At 37.1% G+C, this 26,365-nt stretch carries 25 protein-coding genes; 22 read left to right on the forward strand and 3 right to left on the reverse strand.

Going from position 1 to position 26,365, the window contains the following annotated elements; genetic code table 11:
• Positions 1-104 precede the first annotated feature (104 nt).
• The 13 genes from B8W84_RS02155 to lpxC all read left to right on the forward strand — a co-directional run bounded on the left by B8W84_RS02155 (position 105) and on the right by lpxC (position 16,218).
• Positions 105-1,814 (forward strand): peptidoglycan D,D-transpeptidase FtsI family protein, encoded by a 1,710-nt coding sequence (locus B8W84_RS02155; RefSeq protein WP_257797886.1) that lies wholly within the window; start codon positions 105-107, stop codon positions 1,812-1,814.
• Complete coding sequence (gene murE / locus B8W84_RS02160; RefSeq protein ID WP_094751696.1) at positions 1,814-3,289, forward strand: UDP-N-acetylmuramoyl-L-alanyl-D-glutamate--2,6-diaminopimelate ligase; 1,476 nt, start codon at positions 1,814-1,816, stop codon at positions 3,287-3,289. Before B8W84_RS02155 ends, murE begins: the two co-directional genes overlap by 1 nt.
• Entirely contained in the window at positions 3,286-4,710 is a 1,425-nt protein-coding gene (locus B8W84_RS02165) for a UDP-N-acetylmuramoyl-tripeptide--D-alanyl-D-alanine ligase (RefSeq protein ID WP_094751697.1), read from the forward strand. Before murE ends, B8W84_RS02165 begins: the two co-directional genes overlap by 4 nt.
• 19 nt (positions 4,711-4,729) lie before the next feature.
• Positions 4,730-5,812, forward strand: coding sequence for a phospho-N-acetylmuramoyl-pentapeptide-transferase (mraY, locus tag B8W84_RS02170; RefSeq protein ID WP_094751698.1), 1,083 nt, complete (start codon positions 4,730-4,732; stop codon positions 5,810-5,812).
• A 1-nt stretch (position 5,813) separates the two neighbouring features.
• A complete protein-coding gene (murD, locus tag B8W84_RS02175; RefSeq protein WP_094751699.1) occupies positions 5,814-7,157 on the forward strand; it encodes a UDP-N-acetylmuramoyl-L-alanine--D-glutamate ligase in 1,344 nt (447 codons plus the stop codon).
• Positions 7,144-8,370: a putative lipid II flippase FtsW gene (ftsW, locus tag B8W84_RS02180; RefSeq protein ID WP_094751700.1), complete on the forward strand. Its 1,227-nt coding sequence runs from the start codon at positions 7,144-7,146 to the stop codon at positions 8,368-8,370. Before murD ends, ftsW begins: the two co-directional genes overlap by 14 nt.
• Positions 8,363-9,454, forward strand: coding sequence for an undecaprenyldiphospho-muramoylpentapeptide beta-N-acetylglucosaminyltransferase (gene murG, locus B8W84_RS02185; protein WP_094751701.1), 1,092 nt, complete (start codon positions 8,363-8,365; stop codon positions 9,452-9,454). The genes ftsW and murG overlap by 8 nt, the downstream gene beginning before the upstream one ends.
• Positions 9,448-10,911, forward strand: coding sequence for a UDP-N-acetylmuramate--L-alanine ligase (gene murC, locus B8W84_RS02190; RefSeq protein ID WP_374220144.1), 1,464 nt, complete (start codon positions 9,448-9,450; stop codon positions 10,909-10,911). Before murG ends, murC begins: the two co-directional genes overlap by 7 nt.
• Complete coding sequence (locus tag B8W84_RS02195) at positions 10,911-11,834, forward strand: D-alanine--D-alanine ligase (RefSeq protein WP_094751703.1); 924 nt, start codon at positions 10,911-10,913, stop codon at positions 11,832-11,834. Before murC ends, B8W84_RS02195 begins: the two co-directional genes overlap by 1 nt.
• A 9-nt stretch (positions 11,835-11,843) precedes the next feature.
• The gene (locus tag B8W84_RS02200; RefSeq protein ID WP_257797944.1) at positions 11,844-12,599 is read left to right on the forward strand and encodes a cell division protein FtsQ/DivIB; all 756 of its coding nucleotides are present in this window, start codon (positions 11,844-11,846) and stop codon (positions 12,597-12,599) included.
• 9 nt (positions 12,600-12,608) lie between these two features.
• On the forward strand, positions 12,609-13,853 hold the full coding sequence (gene ftsA, locus B8W84_RS02205) for a cell division protein FtsA (protein ID WP_094751704.1): 1,245 nt from the start codon (positions 12,609-12,611) through the stop codon (positions 13,851-13,853).
• A gap of 69 nt (positions 13,854-13,922) precedes the next feature.
• Positions 13,923-15,125: a cell division protein FtsZ gene (gene ftsZ / locus B8W84_RS02210; RefSeq protein WP_094751705.1), complete on the forward strand. Its 1,203-nt coding sequence runs from the start codon at positions 13,923-13,925 to the stop codon at positions 15,123-15,125.
• Between the two features lie 166 nt (positions 15,126-15,291).
• Positions 15,292-16,218 carry a UDP-3-O-acyl-N-acetylglucosamine deacetylase gene (gene lpxC, locus B8W84_RS02215; protein WP_094751706.1) on the forward strand — a complete coding sequence of 309 codons (927 nt, stop codon included), beginning with the start codon at positions 15,292-15,294 and terminating at the stop codon, positions 16,216-16,218.
• A 38-nt stretch (positions 16,219-16,256) separates the two neighbouring features.
• Here the strand turns inward: lpxC and B8W84_RS02220 are convergent, their stop codons facing one another.
• Positions 16,257-16,712, reverse strand: a complete 456-nt coding sequence (locus B8W84_RS02220) for a DciA family protein (protein ID WP_094751707.1) — start codon at positions 16,710-16,712, stop codon at positions 16,257-16,259.
• Between the two features lie 28 nt (positions 16,713-16,740).
• Between B8W84_RS02220 and B8W84_RS02225 the strand changes: the two genes are divergently transcribed.
• From B8W84_RS02225 to mutT, 3 genes are all read left to right on the forward strand, one after another.
• Positions 16,741-17,055, forward strand: coding sequence for a hypothetical protein (locus B8W84_RS02225; protein ID WP_180706017.1), 315 nt, complete (start codon positions 16,741-16,743; stop codon positions 17,053-17,055).
• 63 nt (positions 17,056-17,118) lie between these two features.
• Positions 17,119-19,839 carry a preprotein translocase subunit SecA gene (gene secA / locus B8W84_RS02230; protein ID WP_094751708.1) on the forward strand — a complete coding sequence of 907 codons (2,721 nt, stop codon included), beginning with the start codon at positions 17,119-17,121 and terminating at the stop codon, positions 19,837-19,839.
• A 59-nt stretch (positions 19,840-19,898) separates the two neighbouring features.
• Positions 19,899-20,291 (forward strand): 8-oxo-dGTP diphosphatase MutT, encoded by a 393-nt coding sequence (mutT, locus tag B8W84_RS02235; RefSeq protein WP_094752719.1) that lies wholly within the window; start codon positions 19,899-19,901, stop codon positions 20,289-20,291.
• A gap of 83 nt (positions 20,292-20,374) precedes the next feature.
• On the opposite strand, the gene nadC is transcribed toward mutT, so the two are convergent.
• Positions 20,375-21,235, reverse strand: a complete 861-nt coding sequence (gene nadC, locus B8W84_RS02240; RefSeq protein WP_094751709.1) for a carboxylating nicotinate-nucleotide diphosphorylase — start codon at positions 21,233-21,235, stop codon at positions 20,375-20,377.
• Positions 21,236-21,334: 99 nt separating this feature from the next.
• Here nadC and coaE point away from each other — a divergent pair, with 99 nt between their 5' ends.
• From coaE to yacG, 3 genes are read left to right on the forward strand one after another with little or no spacing between them, the layout of a single operon-like run.
• Positions 21,335-21,931, forward strand: coding sequence for a dephospho-CoA kinase (gene coaE / locus B8W84_RS02245; protein ID WP_094751710.1), 597 nt, complete (start codon positions 21,335-21,337; stop codon positions 21,929-21,931).
• Between the two features lie 58 nt (positions 21,932-21,989).
• On the forward strand, positions 21,990-22,721 hold the full coding sequence (gene zapD, locus B8W84_RS02250; RefSeq protein WP_094751711.1) for a cell division protein ZapD: 732 nt from the start codon (positions 21,990-21,992) through the stop codon (positions 22,719-22,721).
• 9 nt (positions 22,722-22,730) lie between these two features.
• On the forward strand, positions 22,731-22,910 hold the full coding sequence (gene yacG, locus B8W84_RS02255; RefSeq protein ID WP_094751712.1) for a DNA gyrase inhibitor YacG: 180 nt from the start codon (positions 22,731-22,733) through the stop codon (positions 22,908-22,910).
• A 58-nt stretch (positions 22,911-22,968) separates the two neighbouring features.
• On the opposite strand, the gene yciH is transcribed toward yacG, so the two are convergent.
• Positions 22,969-23,295, reverse strand: coding sequence for a stress response translation initiation inhibitor YciH (gene yciH / locus B8W84_RS02260; protein ID WP_094751713.1), 327 nt, complete (start codon positions 23,293-23,295; stop codon positions 22,969-22,971).
• Between the two features lie 252 nt (positions 23,296-23,547).
• Here yciH and B8W84_RS02265 point away from each other — a divergent pair, with 252 nt between their 5' ends.
• The 3 genes from B8W84_RS02265 to B8W84_RS02275 are packed head-to-tail and all read left to right on the forward strand — an operon-like array spanning position 23,548 to position 26,281.
• Positions 23,548-23,778, forward strand: coding sequence for a FeoA family protein (locus B8W84_RS02265; protein WP_094751714.1), 231 nt, complete (start codon positions 23,548-23,550; stop codon positions 23,776-23,778).
• Positions 23,775-26,054 (forward strand): Fe(2+) transporter permease subunit FeoB, encoded by a 2,280-nt coding sequence (gene feoB / locus B8W84_RS02270; protein ID WP_094751715.1) that lies wholly within the window; start codon positions 23,775-23,777, stop codon positions 26,052-26,054. Before B8W84_RS02265 ends, feoB begins: the two co-directional genes overlap by 4 nt.
• Entirely contained in the window at positions 26,051-26,281 is a 231-nt protein-coding gene (locus tag B8W84_RS02275; protein ID WP_094751716.1) for a FeoC-like transcriptional regulator, read from the forward strand. The genes feoB and B8W84_RS02275 overlap by 4 nt, the downstream gene beginning before the upstream one ends.
• Positions 26,282-26,365: the final 84 nt, after the last annotated feature.

The raw sequence follows: 26,365 nt of genomic DNA on the forward strand, positions 1-26,365 counted from the left end.
CTAGGCGATTAAAAAACAAAAAACAAGCTCAAAAGAAAAAAGTTTATAATACTTTTTCACCTTGGCGTTATTATTTTGTAGCTACGATAGTGGCGTTAGTTGCCTTGGCTTTAATCTGTCGTCTTGCTTATATTCAAGTGATAGAGAAAGATTACTTAAGTAATGAAGCGGATAAACGTAGTTTACGCATTATTCAATCGATTTCACATCGAGGTAATATTTCAGATCGCAACGGAGAAGAGTTAGCCATTAGTGTGCCCGCTTATGCTATTTGGGTAGACCCTAAAAGAGTAATGAAAACTTATGCTTTTACAGAAAAACAATGGCAGGAAAGTAAAGAAGTAAGTCATCGGAGTGGTAAAGTTACATATAATAAAAAGAAATTTTATAGCTCAAAAAGATGGTCCGCGCTGGCAGAAGTTTTAAATTATGACTTAAAAAAACTTGCGAAAATAGTTAGTAAACCACACGCACGTTTTGTCTACCTTAAACGGCAAGTAAACGATCCTATTGTAAAATACATCAAGAAATTAAAAATCAGTGGCATTGCAAGCCAACTAGAATCTCATCGGTTTTATCCCACCGGTGAAATAAATGCCAATATATTAGGTTTTACTGATCTCGATGCACAAGGAATAGAAGGTCTGGAAAAAACGTATAACAGTTATTTACAAGGGGTAAATGGTAAAAAGCGTGTGCGTAAGGATCGCGATGGTAATGTTATTGCAAATCTTCAAATTATTAGCAAAAAAAAGGAAGCGGGAAATTTACAGTTAAGTATCGATCAACGCATACAAGCATTGGCATATAGTGAGATCAAACGGGCGGTAAAAATGAATGACGCGATGTCAGGCTCTTTGGTTCTTTTAGATGTCAATACAGGAGAAGTCTATGCCATGGTTAATTACCCCTCTTTTAATCCTAATGATCGCAGTCAGTACCAAGCTTATAAATCGAGAAATAGAGCCATAGCAGATACTTTTGAACCGGGTTCATCGGTCAAACCTTTTGTGATAGCGAGCGCACTTATCTATGGAAAAACGACAGTAGATGAAATAATAGATACTTCACCAGGTTGGATGCATATCGGCGGACGTATTGTTCGAGATGGCCATAATATGGGGAAGCTTAATTTAGCGTCAATTTTAAAAAAATCGAGTAATGTTGGTATTAGTAAGTTGGCGTTACGTTTAGGATCAGATAAGTTAGAGCGAACTCTTGCAAAATTTGGTTTTGGTAATGACACCGGTATTTATTTAATTGGTGAAAGTATGGGTAATTTACCCATACGGCACAATTGGTCCGATTTTGAAGTCGCCACGATGTCTTTCGGGTATGGGTTTTCGGCAACGACATTACAACTTGCTAAAGCTTATGCCATTTTAGGCAGTGGAGGAATAAAATATCCCGTTTCTATTTTAAAAAATTCAAATCCAGTGACAGGTGAACGAGTGATCTCGAAGAAACTTGCATACAAACTGGTTGAAATGTTAGAAGGGGTGACTCAAAAGGGAGGCACAGCAACGAAAGCTCACATTGATGGATATCGTGTTGCAGGTAAAACGGGTACATCTCGTAAAGCCGACAGTGGAGGCTATGGAGATGATTATGTTGCTATTTTTGCGGGACTCGCTCCGGTTAGTAACCCTCGATTTGCAATGGTGGTCATGATTAATGATCCTGCTGGCGATCATTATTATGCCGGAGATGTTGCAGCCCCTGTTTTCTCTACAGTGATGAAAAGTGCATTACTGTTGAGCCATATAAGTCCCGATGCCGTAGATTTAAATTATACATTATTGGAGTCTTTATAATGCATTTAGAATTGATAATGCCTTTTCCAATGCCAGCATATTTGGCTCAGTTAAATGTAGCAGGGATGAGTCTAGATAGTCGTAAAATTGAAAAAGATTGGTTGTTCGTTGCGTTACAAGGTGCACAATTAGATGGGCGTTATTTTATTAAAAAAGCAATACAAAATGGCGCCTGTATTATTCTTTCTGAAACTAAAAATAGTGATGAACATGGACAGATTAAAATGCATCAGCAGGTTGCTGAAATTTTAGTGTTTAAATTGTCTTATTTAATTAGTCAAATAGCTTATCAATTTTATTTCCCCCAAAAAAATTTACACAAAGTTATTGGCATAACGGGCACTAATGGGAAAACGACGATTGCCAGCTTGTTAGCAAATGCATTACAGCTTTTAGGGGTGAAGAATGCGCAGATGGGCACGATTGGTAATGGATTATTTGGTCAATTAAAAACTAGTATTAACACTACATTAGATGCCATATCCATATTTACAGAGCTTGCCAAATATCAGCAACAAGGTGTGCAGTATACATTAATGGAAGTATCATCTCATGCTCTTGATTTGGGGCGAGTACAAGCCTTACCTTTTCATAGCGCCATTTTTACGAATTTAACCCATGATCATTTAGATTATCACGGCACAATGCAAAATTATGCTTCGGTCAAAAAGCGTTTATTTACAGAATATAAATTACAGCAACGGATAATAAATGCAGATGATGTTAAGGGACAACAGTGGTTAACAGAGCTCCCCGATGCCATTTCGTATGGGAAAGTAGCAACTCAGAAGAATTATTTATGTGTTAAAAATGTCTTTTATAAAAAACAAGGGATCTGTTTTGATTTTCAATCCTCTTGGGGCAATGGACAAATATCAGCGCCTTTTTTTGGACATTTTAATGTTCAAAATTTAAGCGCTGTTTTATGTCAATTATTAGCAGAAGGTTTTTCTATTGAACGGCTTAAAAAGGTGTTTTTAACATTAAATACTGTTCCAGGTAGAATGGAAAAATATTATTTTGTACAAAAAAAAATAACCTTTGTTGTTGATTATGCACATACTCCCGATGCCTTAGAAAAAGCGTTAGAGGCATTACATCAACATAAGGAAACGGGGGAATTAATCTGTATTTTTGGTTGTGGTGGTGATCGTGATCCCGAAAAACGGCCAAAAATGGGTAAAGTAGCAGAAACATTGGCGAGTCGGGTTATTCTTGTCGATGATAACCCACGTACTGAACTGGCGTCTGTCATTATGCAAGATATTCTTGCTGGCTTTGTAAATAAAGAAAAGGTGCGTTGTATTCATTCTCGAGAAGATGCAATTAAATACGCATTAAAACATGCAAATGCAGGTGATATTATTTTAATTGCAGGTAAAGGGCATGAAGACTATCAAATTATAGGTAAGCAACGTATTCACTATAGCGATCGTGAATTACTGTCGGCATTAAGTCAAAAGGAGCAAGCATGATCTGTCTGACGCTTGATGAAATAGCACAAGCAACTCAAGGTTATTTAGTACGTAAAGAGGATGGTTTATTGCGTATTGATGCGGTGGTGACAGATACTCGGCATATGGTAGAGAAATCTTTATTTATTGCATTAAAAGGTAAACAATTTGACGCGCATTATTTTTTAGATAATGCCATTGCTAGTGGCGCTAAAGCACTGTTAGTTGAAAAGGAAAGTGCACATGATATTCCCATGGTTGTTGTTACTGATACGCGCTTGGCGTTAGGTGCGTTAAGTGCTTATGTTCGACATAAAATGCAGAAGCTTGTATGCATTGCTATCACAGGAAGTAATGGGAAAACCACTTGTAAAGAGTTATTAAGCTCAGTATTACGCATACATTGTAAAAATGAAAATGCATTATTAGCGACAAAAGGTAATTTTAATAATGATATTGGTGTGCCATTGACCTTACTAAGGTTAACGGAAAAAACGCGTTTTGCGGTACTTGAATTAGGGGCGAACCACCCTGGTGAAATAGCGTATACTGCGCAGTTAGTGCAAGCAAAAGTTGCGTTGATTAATAATGTAATGGCTGCGCACTTACAAGGCTTCGGATCGTTAGGTGGGGTTGCTAAGAGTAAAGGTGAAATATGGCGTTATCTGTTGCCTAAAGGTACCGGAGTGGTTAATTTAGATGCTGAATTTTCCGAATGTTATCTTGCTCAATTAAAAGAACAAGGACAATTAATATTAACCTTTTCACAAGTACATTCGCAAGCGAGTTTATATGCGGATGAAATTTGCTTTGATGAGCAAGGTAATGCAAGTTTTATTTTGCATGTTAAGACGCCATCATGCACTGCAAAGCAAGCAATACACTTAAAGGCACCCGGGCATCACAATGTAAGTAATGCTTTAGCGGTGGCAAGTATGGCTATCGCATTAGGTTGTACTTTAGCGGATATAGCGAAGGGATTAGAGACGTTCCAATCTGTTTCAGGACGTGTGGCGCGTATTGCAGTTGATAGATTGATCACGGTGATTGATGACACTTATAACGCGAATTCAGCGTCTGTCATTGCTGCGGTCAATGTTCTTTGTGCAAACGCTTCGGAACATGTTTTGATTTTATCGGATATGGGGGAGTTAGGAAAACATACGGAGTTAGAGCATAAAAAAGTTGGTGAATATGCGGCGAGTCAAAGCGTTAAATTGTTATTGGCAGTGGGCCCGCATAGTATACATACGGTGCAGGCTTTTAATGTGCATTGTTCGAGACAACAAAAAGCACAACATTTTGCTAATAAAGCACAGTTACAAAATTTTATAAAAAAATATTTAGATGAAAACAAACAAATTATTACACTCTTAGTGAAAGGGTCGCGTAGCGCAAAGATGGAAGATATCGTTACTTTCATACAAAAATTTAAAACATAATAATAGATAGGGATCTCCAATGATAGTTTGGCTCGCTGAGTTACTTGCACATCATTTTACTTTTTTAAATGTATTAACGTATTTGTCGGTACGTATGGTTATGGCATTATTAACGGCATTGGCATTTTCATTATGGTTTGGCCCTAAATTGATCTGCTTTTTACAAAGAAAACAAATAGGACAAATCGTGCGGGAGGATGGCCCCGAATCACACTTTAGTAAATCAGGTACGCCAACAATGGGGGGGATTATGATTTTGTTAGCTATCACTCTCTCAACGTTATTATGGGCGCGTTTAGATAATCATTATGTGTGGATTGTTCTCTTTACTATGTTGTCTTTTGGATGCATAGGTTTCGTGGATGATTATTTAAAAGTGGTACGTAAACACCCTGATGGATTAATTGCTCGTCGGAAATATTTTTGGCAATCTGTTTTAGCTCTGCTGGTGGGTGGCGTTATTATGTGGACGTCAACGAGCCAAGCTGAAATGACTTTTGTTATGCCTTTTTTCAAAAACTATATGCCATATTTAGGTTTTTTGTTTATTCCTCTGGTTTATTTTACGATTGTAGGGAGTAGTAATGCGGTTAATTTAACCGATGGCCTAGATGGTTTAGCTATTATGCCGACGGTGATGGTAGGGGGTGCTTTTGCTTTAATTGCCTATTTAACCAGTCATGTTAATTTTGCGCATTATTTATATATTCCGTATATTCCTAAAGCAAGTGAATTGGTGATTATTTGTGGTGCGTTAGTAGGCGCAGGGTTAGGATTTCTTTGGTTTAACACTTACCCAGCACAAATTTTCATGGGTGATGTCGGCTCATTAGCACTTGGTGCATTATTAGCCGTTATTGCTATTTTAGTACGACAAGAAATATTGTTATTTATCATGGGCGGGGTTTTTGTGGTAGAAACACTCTCGGTCATTTTACAAGTGGGCTCTTATAAATTACGTAAACAACGTATTTTCAGAATGGCACCAATTCATCATCATTATGAGAAAAAAGGTTGGCCAGAGCCACGAGTGATTGTGCGTTTTTGGATTATTACAATTGTTTTAGTGTTAATTGGTCTGGTGACTCTAAAGGTGCGTTAATATGTTAAAAAAGCAAGTTGCAGTAATTGGCGCTGGGAAAAGTGGCATATCAAGTGTGAATTTTCTTTTACATGCGGGTTATCAGGTAACTCTTTTTGATTCGCGTGAACATCCTCCCGGTATTGATATGTTAGATACGCGTGTCGAGGTGTTTTTAGGGCCTCTTAATGCGTCTTTCTTAGTTAACTTTAAATTATTGGTGGTTAGTCCTGGCGTTGCTTTATCGAACTCTGCATTGCGTCAAGCAAAAGATGCTGGGTGTGAAATTATTGGTGACATTGAACTCTTTGCTCGAGCACTTAAAGAGCCTCGTTATGCACATGCAAAATTAGTGACTATTACGGGATCAAATGGTAAAACAACAGTAACGAGTTTATTAGGTGAAATGGCCAATGCAACGTCATTAAAAGTGGCGATTGGTGGAAATATAGGTACACCAGCTTTAGATTTATTAGCGCCAGAGATTGACCTCTACATTCTAGAGCTGTCTAGTTTTCAATTAGAAACGACGACATCATTAAATGCAGATATTGCAACTATCCTAAATATCAGTGCTGATCACTTAGATAGATATCGTTCTTATGCACATTATATTAAAACTAAGCATATTATTTATCAGCAATGTAAAAAAGCATTATTTAATGCTGATGATATGCAAACAAAGCCTTTACTGCCAAGGTTAAATAGCCTTAGTTTTGGTAGTGAAAATGCGGATTTTCAGCTTTTACAAAAAAATAATGAAATCTTTCTTAGTATTGATGGTCAAACACGATTCAATGTGAAACATTTAAAAATTAGTGGTCGCCATAATTGGATGAATGCATTAGCCGCGTTAGGACTAGGCACTGCTGTAGGTTTAACTCAAGAGGCTATGTTAAGCGTTTTAAGACGCTATTCGGGATTAGCGCATCGTTGTGAATTTGTGAAAGAAGTAAAGGGAGTACGTTGGATAAATGATTCTAAGGGAACCAATATTGGCGCAACACAGGCCGCATTATCTGGGCTCTCGCAGAGTATTTTAGGAAAGGTTCACGTGATTTTAGGTGGGCAGGGCAAAGGCGCAGACTTCAATGAATTACGCGAAGTTTTTGATGAAATTTCTGGCAGTATTTTTTGTTTCGGTGAAGACGCCTCGTTAATCGCCGCCGTTGATGATCGTATACAGTGTGTTAATGACTTAGCCTGTGCAGTACGTTTAGCTGCACAGGTGTCAAATTCGGGAGATATAGTGATATTTAGTCCAGCTTGTGCAAGCTTAGATATGTATAAAAACTTTATGGTACGTGGCGATCATTTTAAAGAATTAGTGAAAGCTTTGGGTAACGTTCATCATGTTGAATTTTGAAACCCTAAAAGCATGTTTTAAAACAAAGAGAGTCGATACTCGGCCTTATGACCAAGCATTACTCGTGGTTACTTTGTGTCTAATGGCGATTGGGATGGTAATTGTTGCCTCTGCTTCAATTCAAGAAGGTATCAATATCTCCAATGACCCTTTTTATTTTTTAAAGCGTCATCTGTCGTACGTAGTACTTTGTTTCATGACGATAGGCCTTATTGTTAGCATACCCGTGCGGCATTGGTATGAGAAACAAATGCTATTATTAGGGCTCGCTTTTTTAGGTTTATTCGCTGTTTTTTTATTTGGCACGGAAGTCAACGGTGCACATCGCTGGCTGCGCCTAGGCGCTATTAATGTGCAACCTTCAGAGTTTGCTAAATTGGCGATTATTATATTTTTAGCAAGCTATTTAGTACGTCGCCAAGAAGAAGTTATTGATACTATTAAAGGTTTTATTAAACCCTTAATTATTTTATCTGTTTTTTCATTACTATTATTATTACAACCTGATCTAGGCTCGACCGTTGTTATTGTGGTGATAATGATGGGGATGCTCTTTATTGCAGATGCTAAATTAATTTCTTTTATTGGGATAATGATTTCATTATTAGCGGTTATTGTGAGTTTGATTTTGGTATCACCGTACCGGATGGCGCGTGTTTTCGGTTTTATGGATCCGTGGGCTGATCCGTTTGGACGTAGTTATCAACTGACTCAATCATTAATGGCGTTTGGTCGAGGCGGAATATTTGGTGAAGGTTTAGGGAATTCAGTACAAAAATTAGAATATTTACCCGAAGCACATACCGATTTTATTATGGCTATTTTGGCTGAAGAATTAGGCTTTATTGGTGTAACAATTGTCATCGCGTTAGAGTTTTATCTGGTTTATAAGGCTTTTTCTATTGGAAAAAAGGCATTACAGCATAATTTGATTTTTTCTGGTTATGTCGCCATAGGAATTGCAATTTGGTTCTTTTTCCAAATTGCCGTTAATGTGGGGGCCGCATCAGGCATGGTACCAACAAAAGGATTAACATTACCCTTAGTCAGTTATGGTGGCTCCAGTTTATTAACAATTGCGCTTGCAATAGGGTTACTGTTACGGATTGATTTTGAAAGACGTAACAGTGAAAAAAAGGATGTTGAGGTACAAAAAAAAGCGGTGCGCAAAAAAAATGATGCGAAAAAAAAGGAAATTAACTTAGATGTGTAAAAAAACCTTACTCGTGATGGCCGGTGGTACTGGTGGACATGTTTTTCCGGGACTTGCAGTTGCACAGAGAATGCGAGAAAAGGGCTGGAAAGTAAGTTGGCTTGGGACTAAAAACCGAATGGAGGCGCAACTTGTACCCGAATATGGATACGACATCGATTTTATCGATGTTGTCGGAGTGAGAGGCAATGGACTTAAAACATTATTAATGGCGCCAATGCATATATTAAAGTCTTTTTTTAGCGCGCGAAAAATTTTAAAAATGCGTTCTGTTAACTTGGTCATAGGTATGGGAGGGTTTGCTAGTGGCCCAGGAGGGATTGCAGCTTGGAGTTTAGGCATTCCTGTGATATTACATGAACAAAATGCAGTGGCGGGCTTCACCAATCGTATATTGGCTCGATTTTCAAAAAAAATATTAATGGGGTTTTCAGGTACATTTGATTCGAAGAAGGCGGTATTAGTCGGTAACCCTGTTCGCAAAGAGCTTTTACAATTACCCATAAAAAAAATATCGAATTCAAAAGACACATTAAAAATATTGGTGCTTGGTGGTAGTTTGGGCGCGAAAGTTTTAAACGAATTATTACCGGAAGTCGTCGCGGGTTTTAGTGCCGAGCAATTGTCGATTTTACATCAAAGTGGTAAGGGACATTTTGATGCACTACAGCTTGCTTATAAAGAAAAAGGTATTAAGGCGGATGTACGTGAATTTATTAATGATATGGCCAGTGCTTATGATTGGGCTGATGTCATTATTTGCCGAGCGGGAGCGCTAACGGTTGCAGAAGTCGCGGTGGTTGGATTACCTGCTATTTTTGTGCCATTGCCATATGCGGTTGATGATCATCAAACAAAAAATGCACAATCGTTAGTGACGAAAGAAGGTGCTATATTATTAGCGCAAAAGGATCTTAACAAAGATAAATTAAGTAATTATTTATCGGAATTCATTCAAAATAGAGAACTACTGAGTGTTATGTCTAAAAAGAGTAAAGAAAATGCGATTATAGATGCAACCGAGAGGGTTGCCATCATCTGTGAAGAAACCCTTCTAACGAATAAAAAGAATAACTCATTATGAAAAATATAGATCTTGCACAAATCCGTTCTACGATCCCTAGTATGCGTCGCGTTAAACAAATTCATTTTGTTGGTATCGGTGGGGCTGGCATGGGAGGCATTGCTGAAGTATTAGCTTATGAAGGCTATAAAATAACGGGTTCAGATATTGCAGAAAATGCTGTCGTTCGTCGATTACGAGCATTAGGAGTGCAAATATTTATTGGTCATGAGCAAAAAAATATTTATGGGGCTTCAGTGGTGGTGGTTTCGACCGCCATAGATGCGAAAAATCCTGAATTGTTAGGTGCAGAACAAGCGCGAATTCCTGTGGTGCGTCGTGCTGAAATGCTAGCAGAATTAATGCGTTACAGACATGGCATTGCAATATCAGGGACGCATGGGAAAACCACGACCACAAGCTTAATTGCAAGTATTTTTGGTCAGGCAAAACTTGATCCTACCTTTGTTATCGGTGGTTTATTGAACAGTGCAGGGACCAATGCAAAATTAGGTCAAAGTCGTTATTTAATTGCAGAGGCCGATGAGAGTGATGCTTCTTTTTTACATTTGCAGCCGATGATATCTGTAGTCACTAATATAGAAGCCGATCATATGGATACTTATAAAGGGGATTTTGAAGTTTTAAAAGAAACTTTTGTGCGCTTTATTCAAAACTTGCCTTTTTATGGTACTGCCGTTGTGTGTTTAGATGACAGTGTCGTCGAAGAGTTGATCCCTCGTTTTTCTCGTCAGTGTGTGACTTATGGGTTTCATGAGCGTGCGGACATACGGATTTCTAATTTTTCCCAATTGCGTGGACATTGTAAATTTGACTTGCATCGAGTGAATAAAGATGTGCTTAAAGTTAAGCTTAATTTGCCGGGTAAACATAATGCGTTAAATGCAGCTGCGGCTATTGCCGTTGCAATGGAAGAAAGTATTGATGATACATTTATTCTTGAAGCATTAGAAAATTTTGAAGGTATTGGGCGTCGTTTTGAGCAATATGGTGAATTTTCGACGGGTAGAGGTAATGTTTTATTGGTAGATGATTATGGTCATCATCCAACGGAAGTGCAGGCAACGATTAATGCTGTGCGTGCAGGCTGGCCTGAAAAACGGTTGGTCATGGCTTATCAGCCGCATCGTTATACTCGTACTCGTGACCTTTATGACGATTTTGCACATGTTTTAGCTCAGGTTGATCAATTATTATTACTCGATGTTTACAGTGCGGGTGAAATGCCTATTGCAGGTGCTGATAGTCGTTCATTATGTCGTACTATTCGTGTACACAGTAATAAGGAGCCTATTTTCGTGCCATCTCCAGAGGCATTACCCGCGGCGCTTGCGGAGATTATCACTGAGGGAGATATTGTGTTAACCCAAGGTGCTGGCAATATAGGATCTATAGTAAAGACATTAGTGGCATTGAAATTAAACATTGAAAAAATGAAACAAGAGAGTACACAATAATGAGCTTAAATTTTGGTAAGGTTGCGGTGTTATTTGGTGGGACAAGCGCTGAACGAGAAGTTTCTTTACGATCAGGGCAAGCGGTACTCGATGCGTTAGTTAATCAGGGTATCGATGCAAAAGGTATTGATCCCAAAGTATATGATGTAGCACAATTAAAAGCACAAGGCTTTGATCGCGCATTTATAGTGTTACATGGACGTGGCGGTGAAGATGGTACGATTCAAGGTTTGTTAACTTATTTGAAAATTCCTTTTACGGGTAGTAACGTTTTAAGCTCTGCTATCACAATGGATAAATCAATGAGTAAACAAATTTGGAAAAGTGCAGGGTTACCGACCGCTAAATATAAAATAGTTACCAAAAACGACTATAATGCAAAGCAAGCAAAAAACATATTGATGGACTTATCGCATACTGTCATGGTTAAACCTGTAAATGAAGGTTCAAGTATTGGAATGGCGAAAGTCGATAATGCGGACGATTTAAATAAAGCATTATTAGATGCATTTAAATTTGATAGTAAGGTATTACTTGAAACGTGGATTGAGGGTGAAGAATATACCGTTTCGATGCTCGATGGGCATGCATTACCCGCGATAAAAATGTCCACAGATAATGATTTTTATGATTATAACGCAAAATACCAATCAACCAATACGCGTTATTTTTGTCCTTGCGGCTTAGATAAGCAAGAAATGAAAACGCTTAATGCATTAGCAGAAGATGCTTTTGTCTCGATTGGTTGTCAAGGGTGGGGACGTGTTGATTTTATGCGGGATATGAATAAACAGTGGTTTTTATTAGAAATTAATACGGTACCTGGAATGACAGAGACAAGCTTAGTGCCTAAAGCTGCTAAACAAGCAGGATACAGTTTTGAGCAATTAGTGTTAAAAATATTAATGCAAACGTTGGCTTAATAATTGTCTATGTTATTAATGTCGTTTATTGCGCAGAAGATAAAAAAAGTAAATGTTCCTAAGGTGCTTAGTTTAGTTTTTTTTATAGGCCTTATTTATCTAATAGGAAGCAGTTATTTCAAACTTAAAACATGGTTAACGGATGAGCGATCGTTACCCATGACTGAGTTGATTTTAACCGGAGAACAAAAGCACATTTCATTACAAGATGTGCGCAATATATTGATTAGTCAGAAAAGCCGGTTAAATTTTTTTACGCTTGAAATATCAAAAATACAGAGTGAGGTTGAAGCATTACCCTGGGTCTATTCTGCATCAATTCGTAAGAGTTGGCCGACAACGATAAAAATTCATATAGTAGAGCAATCCATTGTCGCTATTTGGAATGATCACGATTTACTTAATCGGTTTGGTGAAATAGTGTATGCATCACCGGAGAACTTAGGCGGTGAATATGTTTCTCTTTATGGGGAAGATAAATATTCGAATGATGTGTTGATAACATATAGAAAAGTAAATAAATTATTAAAAACAGATCATTTTGAAATAGCATCACTAACTAGTGATGTACGTCAAGCGACGCAGGTCGTACTTAAAAATGGTTTTAAATTAAATTTAGGACAAGAGCAAAAGTTAGATCGTATTCAGAGTTTTTTAAACGTTTTTCCATTATTAGGGAAAAAGTATGATACAGATAAAATTGATTATATCGATTTTCGTTACGATACTGGTTTTGCTATTGGCTGGAAACAGAATGAAAAGTGAGCGTTAGATATGGAAAGTAGTTATACCGTCGGCCTTGATATTGGTAGCAATAAAATAGTGTTGATCATTGGAGAGCGTCTTGATAACGGTAACATTAATATTGTTGGCGTTGGTGAATCCCCTGTAAAGGGAGTGGATAAAGGTGCTGTAACCGATTTAGACTCTGTCGTGTTGGCCATTTATCAGGCACTAGCAGAAGCGGAAGAAATGGCTGATTGTAAAGTGACATCGATTAATTTATCGATTTCAGGTTCGCATATCACATCTCTTAATGTTTCTGGTACTTGGGTAATTGAAGATCATGAAGTTAGTGCTTATGATGTTGAAAGTGTATTACATAATGCGCGTTCGATAAAAATCCGTGAAGATCAGCGTTTATTGCATGTTATCCCACAAAGTTACGCCATAGATTCTCAAGTGGGGATCCATAATCCCATTGGCCTTTCTGGCGTAAAATTAAAAGCTGATGTACATCTGATTATTTGTCATAATGATCTGGTTAAAAATTTAGAAAAAGCAGTAGAGCGCTGTGGATTAAGCATCGATCAACTAACCTTTTCGGGGGTGGCATCGAGTTGCGCTATATTAAGTGACGATGAAAAAGATTTGGGTGTGTGTGTGGTAGATATGGGCAGTGGCACAATGGACATATCTGTTTATATTAGTGGAGCATTACAGCATAGTGTTGTTATAGATTATGCTGGAAACTCTGTTACGAGTGATATTGCGATTGCATTTAGCTCACCATTACCATCTGCCGAAAAAGTAAAAATCAAACATGGATGTTTAGTGCTAGATAATAATTGTTTAGGGGAGCTTATTGAATTACCGGGGGTTGGAGGACGTGCGACGAAACAGATCCCACGTAAAGATCTGCTGGCGGTCATTGAACCCCGTTATAGTGAATTGCTTGGTTTAGTGAAAAAAGAGTTGTATAAATTAGAAAGTAGCTTTTTAAGTAAAGGTTTACAACGTCAGCTTGCCGCTGGAGTTGTGATAACGGGAGGCGCTGCGCAAATTGAAGGTTTAGTGAGTGTGGCTGAAACTGTTTTTGATAATATGCAGATTCGAATCGGGAGAGCACAAAATATACAAGGCTTAACAGATAAGGTAGAGTCTCCTGCTTATTCAACAGCATTAGGCTTATTACGTTATAAAAATGATGCACTTTCTGAGATACAAGACGGATTTCAAGAAAATCGTTTTATGCAAATGTTTAATAAATTTAAAATTATGATAAAAAAAGAATTTTAATAAAAATTTAAAAAAAGAATTTTAATAAAAATTTAGTGATATATTTGTCTATCAAAGGTGGTATACATAATGTCTGATGATTTAAATACAGTGGAAAAAGAGCAAATGTTTGAAATAGTAGATGAAGAGCATAGAGAGCAAGCCGTCATTAAAGTGGTCGGTGTAGGTGGTGGTGGCGGAAATGCAATCAATCATATGATAGCGCAAGGATTAAAAGGTGCTGAATTTATCGCGTTGAATACGGATGCACAAGCATTACGTTCATCTAAAGCGGATATTCGGTTACAAATAGGTGCGAGCATCACACATGGATTAGGTGCTGGGGCGAATCCTGAGATTGGTTACAAATCGGCACTTGAAGATAAAGATAAAATCCGCGCGTTACTTGAAGGCGCTGATGTTGTGTTTATTGCTGCGGGTATGGGTGGAGGAACCGGTACAGGAGCGTCGCCAGTTGTCGCTGAAATAGCCAATGAATTGGGCGCGCTTACTATTGGTGTTGTTTCTAAACCCTCATTTTTTGAAGGGAAAAAACGTATTAATTATGCCGATCAAGGTATTGCACGCCTTTCTGAACATATTGATTCTCTTCTTATTATTCCGAATGATAAATTACAAAAATCATTACCTAAGGGCGTGAGTTTCTTAGGTGCATTAGAGGCCGCTAATGGTGTGCTGTATGATGCGGTTTCTGGATTTTCTGCCATCATTAATAACGAAGATAGTCAAATTAATATCGATTTTGCAGATGTACGTACAGTTATGACGGAAGCGGGTACAACGGCCGTCATGGGAATAGGCATCGCAACGGGTGAAGAGCGAGCTGAAGATGCGGTTGAACAAGCAATAGCATGCCCACTGCTAGAAGACGTTGACTTATCCAATGCACGTGGTGTGTTAGTACATATTGTTGCGGGTATGGATTTTACCTGGGATGAATATGAAACGGTGGGTGATGCCTTGCGTGAATTTGCATCCGATGACTCACAAATTATTATCGGTGTTACTGTTGATCCAAGTATTGATAATGCAGAATTACATGTGACGGTAATTGTTACTGGTTTAGGTTTGCGTCGTTCGGAAGTTACTCCTGTAAAATTGATGCCAGTGATAAGCCCGTTGGAGAATAAAATTACAGAAGACAACATCAACACGGTAAAACCGTCTGTTGAAAAAACGGTGAAATCTGATGATAGTATCGCTGAAAACATTAAAAAGCCCGAAGGTAGTTATTTAGATATTCCTGCTTTTTTGCGTAAACAAGCTGATTAATGTATTTATATTTGGTGACTAAATAGATGTAAATTTTTGCGTATATACGGATATATATGTGGAATTTATATTGTATTAGATGTGAAATCATAAATCTCTGATTTGTGATATTAGTCGCAAACTGATATACTGTGCGTGTTTAAAGTAGTAAATGGGAGGTTAAACAATGATCAAACAAAGAACATTAAAAAAAAGTGTTAAATCAACCGGTATCGGTTTACATTCAGGTAAAAAAGTAACGATTGAGTTACACCCTGCTAGTGCGAATACGGGTATCGTTTACCGTCGTATTGATCTTGATCCCATTGTTACGTTTAAAGCGCATGCTCAAGCGGTGCAAGAGACTTTATTATGTACCTGTTTAGTTAATGACCAAGGTCAGAAAATATCAACCATTGAGCATCTTTCTGCTGCGCTTGCTGGATTAGGTATTGATAATATTATTATTGATGTTGATGCGCCAGAAATTCCGGTGATGGATGGTAGCGCTAGTCCTTTTATTTTCTTATTACAAGCAGCGGGTATTGCAGAGCTTAATACGCCCAAAAAATTCATACGAGTCAAGAAAACAATTCGTGTTGAAGATGAAAAAGAAGGTAAGTTTGCAGAATTACAGCCATCAAAGCATGGCTTTAGTTTAGACTTTAAAATTGATTTTGATCATCCCGTGTTCGAAGGGCAGAATCAACATATTAAATCTCAATTTTCAGGTGAATGGTTTGTCAAAGAGATAAGTAGAGCAAGAACCTTTGGTTTTATGAAAGGTATTGAGCAGTTGCAGGCTAATAATCTCGCATTGGGAGCAAGCCTTGATAATGCGATTGGTTTAGATGAGTTCAGAGTGCTAAACCCAGAAGGTTTACGTTATGAAGATGAATTTGTTAAACATAAAGTATTAGATGCAATTGGTGATTTATATTTATCTGGACATACAATCTTAGGGCATTTAAAAGCATTTAAAACAGGGCATGCCTTAAATAATAAATTACTGTGCGCCTTACTTGCAGATGAAGATGCATGGGAAATGGTTACTTTTGAAGACGAAGTGGCCGAATCACCCGTACATTATATTGAACCTGCCTTTTCATTTTAGAAAAAAAACCCGTTAACTTTTATGTTAGCGGGTTTTTTTTATTCTTTTTTTGTATATTTAGCTAAAGACTGTAACGCCCTCTTTAATCCAGGCTCTGCATTTTCTGCTAAAGCTAAAAAAGAATCGGCAACATCGAGCGGCATTCTTGCTGCGGGTTTTATTTTCTTATGCAGTGGGCGTTTCTTTGTTTTTCTTGCAATGTTGAGTGTTGGATTAATACGAAATTTAATACTGACTAATGCTGGATACTGTATACGTAATGCACTAAGGAGTTCATTACGTATAAATTGCAAGCGTTGTTGCCATAGTGCCGAGGGCATTTCTATAAGCAAGCTCCCATTTTTCAATTTTCCTATACGACAACCGTCTATCTTATGTTGTTTTAAGTGATGTTGTAGTAGAATGTTAAGCTGAGTCATGAGTGATGCATCATGTTGTAAGCTGTTTTTTTCCAATAGAGAAAAGATGGGTTTAGGCTGACAGATTCTGGTCATTTATTTTTATCTATAGTGAAAAAGAACTATGAGTATAACGGTTATCTATTCAAGAGAGAAAACAGATCTATTGTTTTCTTTAACAAAGCATAAGTTTTTACTCGTTGGCGTTTTTTTTGGCGCATTCGTGATGGCAACGATTTGGCTTATTCAAGATCATTGTCAAGATCAATTTGATGCTTTTAAAGTGAATGCTCCTCTTAAAAAAGAAGCAGAAAAAGATACTTATCTGCGCTCAATTAAAGTACATACAGAAGAAAAGTTACAACGTTTAAGTAAAAAAATCAGTCTACTTCAAGATCAATTACAGCATTTAAATTCGAGAGAGTTGCTTGCGGCGTAATATTCATGCAAGAACATTTGATAGATAAGATTTTATATATTTTTACACGATGAGATAAATACAATGATCACACAGTTACTAACAAAAATAATCGGCAGTCGTAATGACCGTTACTTAAAAAAACTACGTAAAGTCGTTACTGAAATAAATAATATAGAGCCTCAAATGAAGGCATTAACGGATACTCAGTTAAAGAATAAAACCGTTGAATTTAAAGAGCGCCTTGCGTCGGGTGAAAGTATAGATAGCCTTTTAGTTGAAGCTTTTGCCGTAGTGCGTAGTGCATCGGAACGTGTTTTTTCCATGCGTCATTTTGATGTGCAATTAATTGGTGGTATGGTTTTAAATGAAAATAAAATAGCAGAAATGCGTACGGGTGAGGGTAAAACATTAACTGCAACATTGGCTGCCTATTTGAATGCTTTATCGGGTAAAGGTGTTCATGTTATTACCGTGAACGATTATTTGGCAAAGCGTGATGCACTTTGGAATGCTAAGTTATATGAATTTTTAGGGTTAAGTGTCGGTATTAATTTGTCAGGCATGCAGTCAGAAGAAAAAAAAGAAGCCTATGCGGCAGATATTACTTACGGGACCAATAATGAATTTGGTTTTGATTACTTACGGGATAATATGGCCTTTGATGCATCACAACGTGTTATGCGACCTTTGCATTATGCAATCCTTGATGAAGTTGATTCTATTTTAATCGATGAAGCACGTACACCTCTGATTATATCTGGTCCTACAGATGGTGACTCGAGCTTGTATACTAAGTTAAATACAGTGATCCCTCTTTTAATATTACAAGAAAAAGAAGACACTGAAGAATATATTGGTAAGGGCGACTACACTATCGATGAAAAAAACAAGCAAGTTTTATTGACGGAACGTGGTCAGGAAAAAGTAGAAAACATATTGCACGAAAGAGGTTTGTTGGATGAGAATCAATCATTATATGCAGCCTCAAGTATTACGCTATTACATCACGTGAATGCCGCATTACGGGCACATACTTTATTTGAAAGAGACGTTGAATATATTGTTGATGAACAAAATGAAGTGGTTATTGTTGATGAGCATACTGGGCGAACTATGCCGGGGCGTCGCTGGTCAGAAGGCTTGCATCAAGCGATTGAAGCCAAAGAAAATGTTAAAATTCAAAATGAAAATCAAACATTAGCGTCTATTACATTCCAAAACTTTTTCAGGTTATATGAAAAGTTGTCGGGTATGACTGGTACAGCCGATACGGAAGCTTTTGAATTTCAGTCTATATATGGATTAGAAACTATTGTTATTCCGACCAATAAACCTATGACGCGTATTGATGGTGGCGATCTGGTGTATCTAACAGAAACTGAAAAGTATTCAGCAATTGTAACGGATATTAAAAGTCGTATTGCAAAACGTCAACCGGTTTTGGTAGGTACGGTATCAATAGAAAATTCAGAGTTGTTGTCACAATTAATGAAAAAGTCGGGGATTAAACATAGCGTTTTAAATGCGAAATTCCATGAAAAAGAAGCCGATATTGTTGCTCAAGCTGGTGCGTTAGGCTCTGTTACTATTGCAACAAATATGGCCGGACGTGGAACAGATATCGTTTTGGGCGGAAATTTAGACGTACGTATTGCGAAGCTAGGTGATTGTTCAGAAAGTGAAATCGAAGCCGAAAAACAGGCTTGGAAAGCCGATCATGATAAAGTTATCGAAGTCGGTGGCTTATATATTATCGGCACGGAGCGTCATGAATCTCGACGTATTGATAATCAACTTCGAGGGCGTTCTGGTCGACAAGGTGATGCGGGTGAAAGTCGTTTTTACTTATCAATGGAAGATCCTCTGATGCGTATTTTTGCATCAGAAAAAGTATCTAATATGATGAAAAAATTAGGTATGGAAGATGGAGAAGCCATTGAACATAAATGGGTAACACGTGCAATTGAAAATGCACAGCGCAAAGTTGAAGGGCGTAACTTTGATATGCGTAAATCTCTACTGGACTTTGATGATGTTGCTAATGATCAGCGTAAAGTGGTTTATCAACAACGTAACGGTGTTATGGACAGTGATGAAATCAATGACACTATCGAGCGAATTTGGGATGATGTTTTTAATCGTTGTATCGAAGAATATATCGCGCCGATGTCATTAACGGAGCAGTGGGACTTAGCCGGACTTGAGCGTCGTTTAAAAACGGAGTTTTTAGTTGATCTTCCGATTCAACGTTGGTTAAAAGATGATCCTAACTTACCTGAAGAATCGATTAGAGAAAAGATTTTAACGTTTGCAACCGATGCTTATAAAGCTAAAAAAGAACAAGTAGGTGTGCAAGTATTAAATAATTTTGAAAAGTCGGTGATGTTGCAAACGATTGATACTCTTTGGAAAGAGCATTTATCTGCTATGGATCATCTACGTCAAGGGATTCATTTACGGGGTTATGCACAAAAAGATCCTAAACAAGAATATAAACGTGAATCCTTTGAAATGTTTATCGAAATGTTAGAAAATTTAAAACATGACGTTGTAGGAATATTGTCTAAAGTGCAAGTTCAAAGTCAAGATGAAGTGGATGCGATTGCCGAGCAACGTCGTTTAGCACAGGCGAATGCTAAACTTGAAATGCACCATGGAGATGTCAAGAGTCCTATTGATGCACCTTCAGATGAGCATGGGCAAGACCCCTTTGTTCGAGCAGAACGAAAAGTAGGGCGCAATGAGCATTGTCCATGTGGCTCAGGTAAAAAATACAAACAATGTCATGGGAAATTAAGTTAAATTTTCTTATTATTAATAAAATGACTCTTTGCGAGTCATTTTTTTTGTGTAAATTAAATATGAAAAAAATAGAAATTAGTATTGCGATCGTAAAAAATGAAAAATCTGAATATTTATTGAGTTTACGGGCGCTAAAATCACATCAAGGCGGTAAATGGGAGTTTCCTGGAGGGAAAGTTGAGCAAGGTGAAACGACAGCGGAGGCGATGTGTAGGGAGTTAAAAGAAGAAGTTGGCTTACAAGCGTTAAAGTATATTTTATTTGATTACGTGTGTTTTGATTATTCGGATAGACAGCTTCACTTATATTTTTATTTAGTAGAAAAATATAAGGGCGAGGCATCATCTTGTGAGGGTCAAGTACTGCGTTGGGTGAGTCTGAGTGCATTAAACGAATATGATTTTCCAAAGGGAAATAAAACAATTGTTAAAAAGCTATGTCAAAACGGCTAATACTAAGCAGTTAAATATTTGTATCTAGCATAAAAAACAAGTGCATTAAAGTGAAAGCCTGCCTCAGGGAGGCAGGTTTTCAATTAAGGTGCATCATCGATAAAGCGCATTGAAAGATCAATTGCATGGATATGCTTGGTTAGAGCGCCGACTGAAATATAATCGACCCCTGTTTGAGCAAAGCCGAGAATAGTGTCTAGGTTGACGTTACCTGATACTTCAAGATCTGCTCGTTGCGGATGAGTTTTATTTAATGTGACCGCTTCATGCATCATAGAAATACTGAAATTATCGAGCATTACTCTTTGTGCACCCGCATCTAAAGCCTGTTGTAGTTCATTTAGCGTTTCTACTTCCACTTCCACCCAAAGTTCTGGGTGCTGAGTGTTCGCCATTTGTACTGCTTTTTGGATGCCACCACAGGCTAAAATATGATTTTCTTTGATAAGATAAGCATCAAAAAGGCCAATGCGGTGGTTATGTCCACCCCCACATAAAACCGCATATTTAGAGGCGTTGCGTAAACCTGGTAAAGTTTTACGTGTATCAAGTAACTTACACTTTGTACTGGCAATCAAATCGATATGAGTTTTAACTTGTGTTGCTATTCCGGATAATGTTTGAATAAAGTTTAGAGCTGTGCGCTCTCCGGTAAGCATTGAACGTGCGACGCCTTGTAAGGTGAAAAGAGGGCTATTAGCTTGTACAAAATCACCATCTTTAACGTGCCAAGTGATCTTTACATTATTCCCGAGTTGTTTGAAAACTTCAATCGTCCATGCTTTACCACAAAATACTGCATTGTCACGGGTGATCACAACGGCTTTCGCTTGTTTGTTTTCTGGAATAAGGAGCGCTGTAATATCACCTTCTACACCAGAGGAACCTTTTAAATCTTCATCTAATGCTCGTTTTACGCTTTCTGCTATCTCTTGTTCACGCATATTTTTCCCATCAATAACTAAAAATGCAAATATAACCTTAATAGGTTATAAATAGCAATGATCTCACTATAAAATAGAAGAATAAATGAGGAGAATGTAATGACGGTCATTATAGGGTTAACAGGAGGCGTTGGTAGTGGTAAATCAACAATAGCAAAATTATTTTCAGCTCATCATGTTGTCATCATTGATGCGGACATTGTGGCGAGGATGGTGGTGCAAAAAGGGCAACCGGTACTTGCTGATATTACAGCTTATTTTGGCAGTGAAATTTTAAAAAATGGGCATTTAAATAGAGCTTTATTAAGACGTATTATATTTTCTGACGAACAAAAAAAACAATATTTAAATAGTTTGTTGCATCCTTTGATTCGTGCTGAAATGTTGATGCAATTAGATAAAGCGAGTGGTGATTATGTTATTTTTGAGGCTCCGTTGTTGTTTGAAAATAATCTTGATGTTTTTTGTGATCATTGTGTGGTGGTTGATATTGATGAAAAAATACAATTACATCGAGTATGTCTTCGGGATAAAACAGATGTTATGACGATTAAGTCAATCATTGCGAGTCAAATGGGGCGCGAAGAGCGTTTATCTCGTGCTGATTTTATTATAGAGAACAGCGCCGTAAGTTTATCTACCTTAAAAAAAGAGGTTGCAAAATTAGATCATAAATTTAGATCGTTTAGCATTTAAATTTATGCTTTTTTACTGTACGATTTAGATCTGTTTAAGTTAGAGTTAAAAAGAAAATATGATCACTTTTGAATATCCTCTTAATGAGAAATATCGCAGTTACTTGCGTTTTGAATTTCTTTTTTCACAAATCGAAGAAAGTTTGAAAATTGAAAATAAAAACGATTCAATCGCCTTCTTTAAATGTTTTTTTGATTTGTTGGACATGACAGAGCGTTGTGATATACGCTATGACTTAGTTAAAGATCTACGTATATTAATGGATGAAATGCAAAATTGGTTAAAAGTGGATGATGTTGATCACGATGCAGTTAAGAATTTGTTAGCCGACGTTGATGAGTTAATGAAAGGTGTTGCGTTGATGCCGAAACAATTTCGTTTTTTTAAAACTAATCGTTTTTTAACTTCATTAAAGCAACGTTTTTCAATTCCAGCGGGTATGTGTAACTTTGATCTACCCCAATATCACTTTTGGTGTAATAGCACGTTAGAGAAGCGTCAAAAAGATATACAATATTGGATGGGGCATTTTACTTTTTTAGATAAAGCCCTGAGTTTGTTTTTAAAAATGAAGCGTTCGCAAGGACAAAGTTCCGAACAGACTGCGTTGAATGGGTTTTACCAACAACAGATTGAAAACTGTGGGTTTTTAATCATTGAAATACACAAAGGAGACGCTGTTTATCCCATGATAAGTGGACATAAAGATCGTTATTCGATTCGTTTTATGAGTGCAGAGATAGAAAGTAAGCTCGCTGATTGTATTACATTTAAACAGATATGTTGTTAGGAAATAAAAATGAAAGTAAAATGTCCAACGTGTAAAAAAGATGTTAATTGGGTAGAAAGCAGTAAACATAGGCCTTTTTGTAGTAAACGTTGCCAATTAATCGATTTAGGTGAATGGGCAAATGAAGCGCATACGATAAAAGGTGACTCAACAGAGATATTAGAGAGTCAAAATATTTACTTTGAGTAATATCAGCACGCCCCTTTTGTTAATGGAGAGGCCACTGTGTTGTGACTGTTTGCGCATGTTATCCTCCCGAAAACTTAACTTTGTAACCCTTTTTTTCTAGGAGCTGTTGTATCAGTTCGCGATCGTCTCCTTGAATCTCAATCACAAAGTCTTTTATAGCGCCTCCGGTTGCACAGCGTTTTTTAATCTCTTTTGCGAGTAACTTTAGATCTGCCACATCAAGTTGTAAGCCTTTTATTAAGATAACGCCTTTACCTTTCCTACCTTTGCTTTGTCGATGTAAACGGACAATACCATCGCTTTTAGGGGCGACTTCTTTTTCTTTTTCTTTTTTTATTTTACCCAAATCTGTTGAATAAACGAGATTAAGTTCACTAAAATTCATGTTGTATTCCTTATTTATTATTTTTAGCTTAACATGATTTATTTATTTTTTTGAGAAAAATCATGCATTACGAGGCATTTTAAATTAGTATGCTTTGCCATGGTAATGATTAACAAAATCTAAATATAAAGAAATAATATCGTGCTTATTAAGATAGTAATAATCACACGGGAAAGCGAGCAATCAAATCGCATTATTAAGTGTGATACCCGTTTTATCGATGTAAATGCGTAAGAATATCTGGGGTACAGCATGGTTTTATCTGATTTAAAAGTAGGTGATTCTGCAAATATTATTAATATGCAGAATATGGAACCTTCCATTCGAAAAAAATTACTTAATTTAGGTTTTTTACCTAACGCAAAAGTTAAACTGTTACGTATTGCTCCATTGGGCGACCCTCTGGCAATTCGATGCGCTAATAGTAGTATTGCACTACGCAAAGCATTAGCCCAATTGATTCAAATAGAGATTGAGAAATGAGTTTAACCATTGCAACAATAGGTAATCCAAACTCAGGTAAAACCACACTTTTTAATGCGTTAACCGGATCACATCAGCGTGTGGGTAACTGGAGTGGTGTTACTGTTGATAAAAAAACAGGAACATTTAGATTAAATCATGATCGTCAAGCAACATTAATTGATCTTCCTGGAATTTATAATTTAGATTTCGATGTGCAGGGGAGTTCGGTCGATGAGCGTATCGCCTTTGATTATGTAATGCATAATAAGCCTGATATTATTCTTAATGTAATTGATGCGAGTTGTTTAGAGCGTAGTTTATATTTAACGTTACAGCTTAGAGAGTTAGGTTTACCTGTAGTTGCTATCTTAAATAAAGTCGATGTGGCAAAGAACAAGAAATTATGTATCAATCCACGACGCCTTGCAACACAGTTAGGCTGTCCGTTATTTATGTTATCGGCACATGATAAACGTGCGGTACAACAATTAGTATCTGAATTAGATAAATTTCATACACAGCTAGAAAAATGTACGCCTTTACATCTCCATTATGGCGACAGATTAGAATCTGTTATTGATGAGTTAGAGGATACGCTAGAGAACAACGATAGTGCACTCTGTAAACGCGCTTTAGCTATCAAATTATTAGAAAAAGATAGCTCTCTTAAAAGTCAAATTAAAGACGAAAAACAGCATAGGGTAACGCAGATTCTTTTAGACTTAAATATGGATGTTGATTTGCAAATAGCAGAGACACGTTATAGTTTTATTTATCAGGTGACTCAGCAGTCAGTGCGTATTGAAGGGCATTTGGGGCGCTCAATAACAGACAAAATAGATGCTATTACCCTGAATAAATATTTCGGTATACCTTTTTTTCTTTTTGTTATGTATTTGATGTTTATGTTTTCTATTAATATAGGCAGTGCCTTTATTGATTTTTTTGATATTTTTTCAGGTGCTATTTTTGTTGACGGTTTTGCATTAGTGTTGAGTGCTTTAGCTGCGCCAGATTGGTTGATTAATGTTCTTGCGTTTGGCATGGGTAATGGAATTCAAACGGTATTGACTTTTATACCGATCATCGCCTGCTTGTATCTTTTTTTAGCGATTCTAGAGAGCTCAGGTTATTTAGCACGGGCAGCATTTGTAATCGACCGATTTATGCAATATCTAGGCTTGCCAGGTAAATCATTTGTTCCAATGATTATTGGCTTTGGTTGTACGGTACCTGCGGTTATGGCAACGCGAACTTTGGAAAAAGAGCGAGAACGACTATTAACTGTTGTGATGTCGCCTTTCATGTCTTGTGGAGCACGCTTACCAGTATACGCTTTGTTTTCCAGTGCATTTTTCCCCAAGAATGGGCAAAATGTTGTTTTCGCTTTATATTTTATTGGTATTTTGGTTGCGGTATTAACGGGAATTGTATTAAGTCGGACTGTTTTACCAGGGAAAAACGAAAATATGTTTTTAGAGCTACCTGATTATGAATTTCCTACGCTAAAAAACACTTTAATAAAAACGTGGCATAAATTAAAAGGTTTTTTATTTGGTGCGGGGAAAATAATTGTTTTGGTCGTAACATTATTAAACGTGCTCAATTCGGTGAGTCTAGATGGTAGTTTTGGGCATCAAAATAGTCAAGATTCAGTGTTGAGTAAAGGGGCACAATTCATCACTCCTATATTATCCCCATTAGGTGTACAAATAAATAATTGGCCTGCAACCGTGGGGATAGTTACCGGGCTTTTTGCTAAAGAGGCGGTAGTGGGTACATTAAATAATCTATATTCGACAGCATTTATGCAAAAGGATGTACCTTTTTCATTGTTAGATAAATTTAATGAGGCACTGCAAACGATTCCGAAAAATTTATTTGGCATTAGTATTGCTGACCCTTTAGGTTTAAATATCGGTAACATTGAAAATTTGGATGTCGCAGCAACGGAGCAAGGTGTTGATTTAAGCATTTATAAAAACATTCAAAAAGCATTTGTGACACAAGAGGCGGCGTTTGCTTATCTTTTGTTTATTTTATTGTATGCACCGTGTGCGGCCGCGATGGGGGCTATTGTTCGTGAAGTTGGTGGGAATTGGGCTAAATTTATAGCATTGTGGACGACTCTCAGTGCTTATGTTGTGTCGGTGCTTTATTATCAGATTGCTACGTTTATGCTGCACCCTAAAGTCAGTCTTATTTATATCTCGTGTGCCGTTATTATTGTTTTTAGTGTTTTGTATTTATTAAAGCGCCGAGGTAATATATTGTTTAGAGATGTGTATTTATGATTTTAGAGACAATCCGTCAGTATGTGCAAGATCAAGGGCGGGTTAGTGAATCGTGTTTATTAAAACATTTCCATTTGAGTGCACAAGGACTGGCACCGATGATGGATGTTTTACTACAGCGTGGTAAAATACATAAGACCATACATTTACAAGGTCAGTTATCTATAAAAAAGGTTTTTTATAGGTATTCGGATAAAAAACAGATTCCGATAGTTACCGTGTTATAAATTAAAAAGGCTTTCTTTAAGTAGATAGTCTTTTTGCCTAGCTATCTTCGTTTAACCTTTGTACAATCATTTTTTGAGTTTTTT

The sequence above is a fragment of the Psychromonas sp. CD1 genome, from assembly GCF_002239585.1.
GTDB lineage: Bacteria > Pseudomonadota > Gammaproteobacteria > Enterobacterales > Psychromonadaceae > Psychromonas.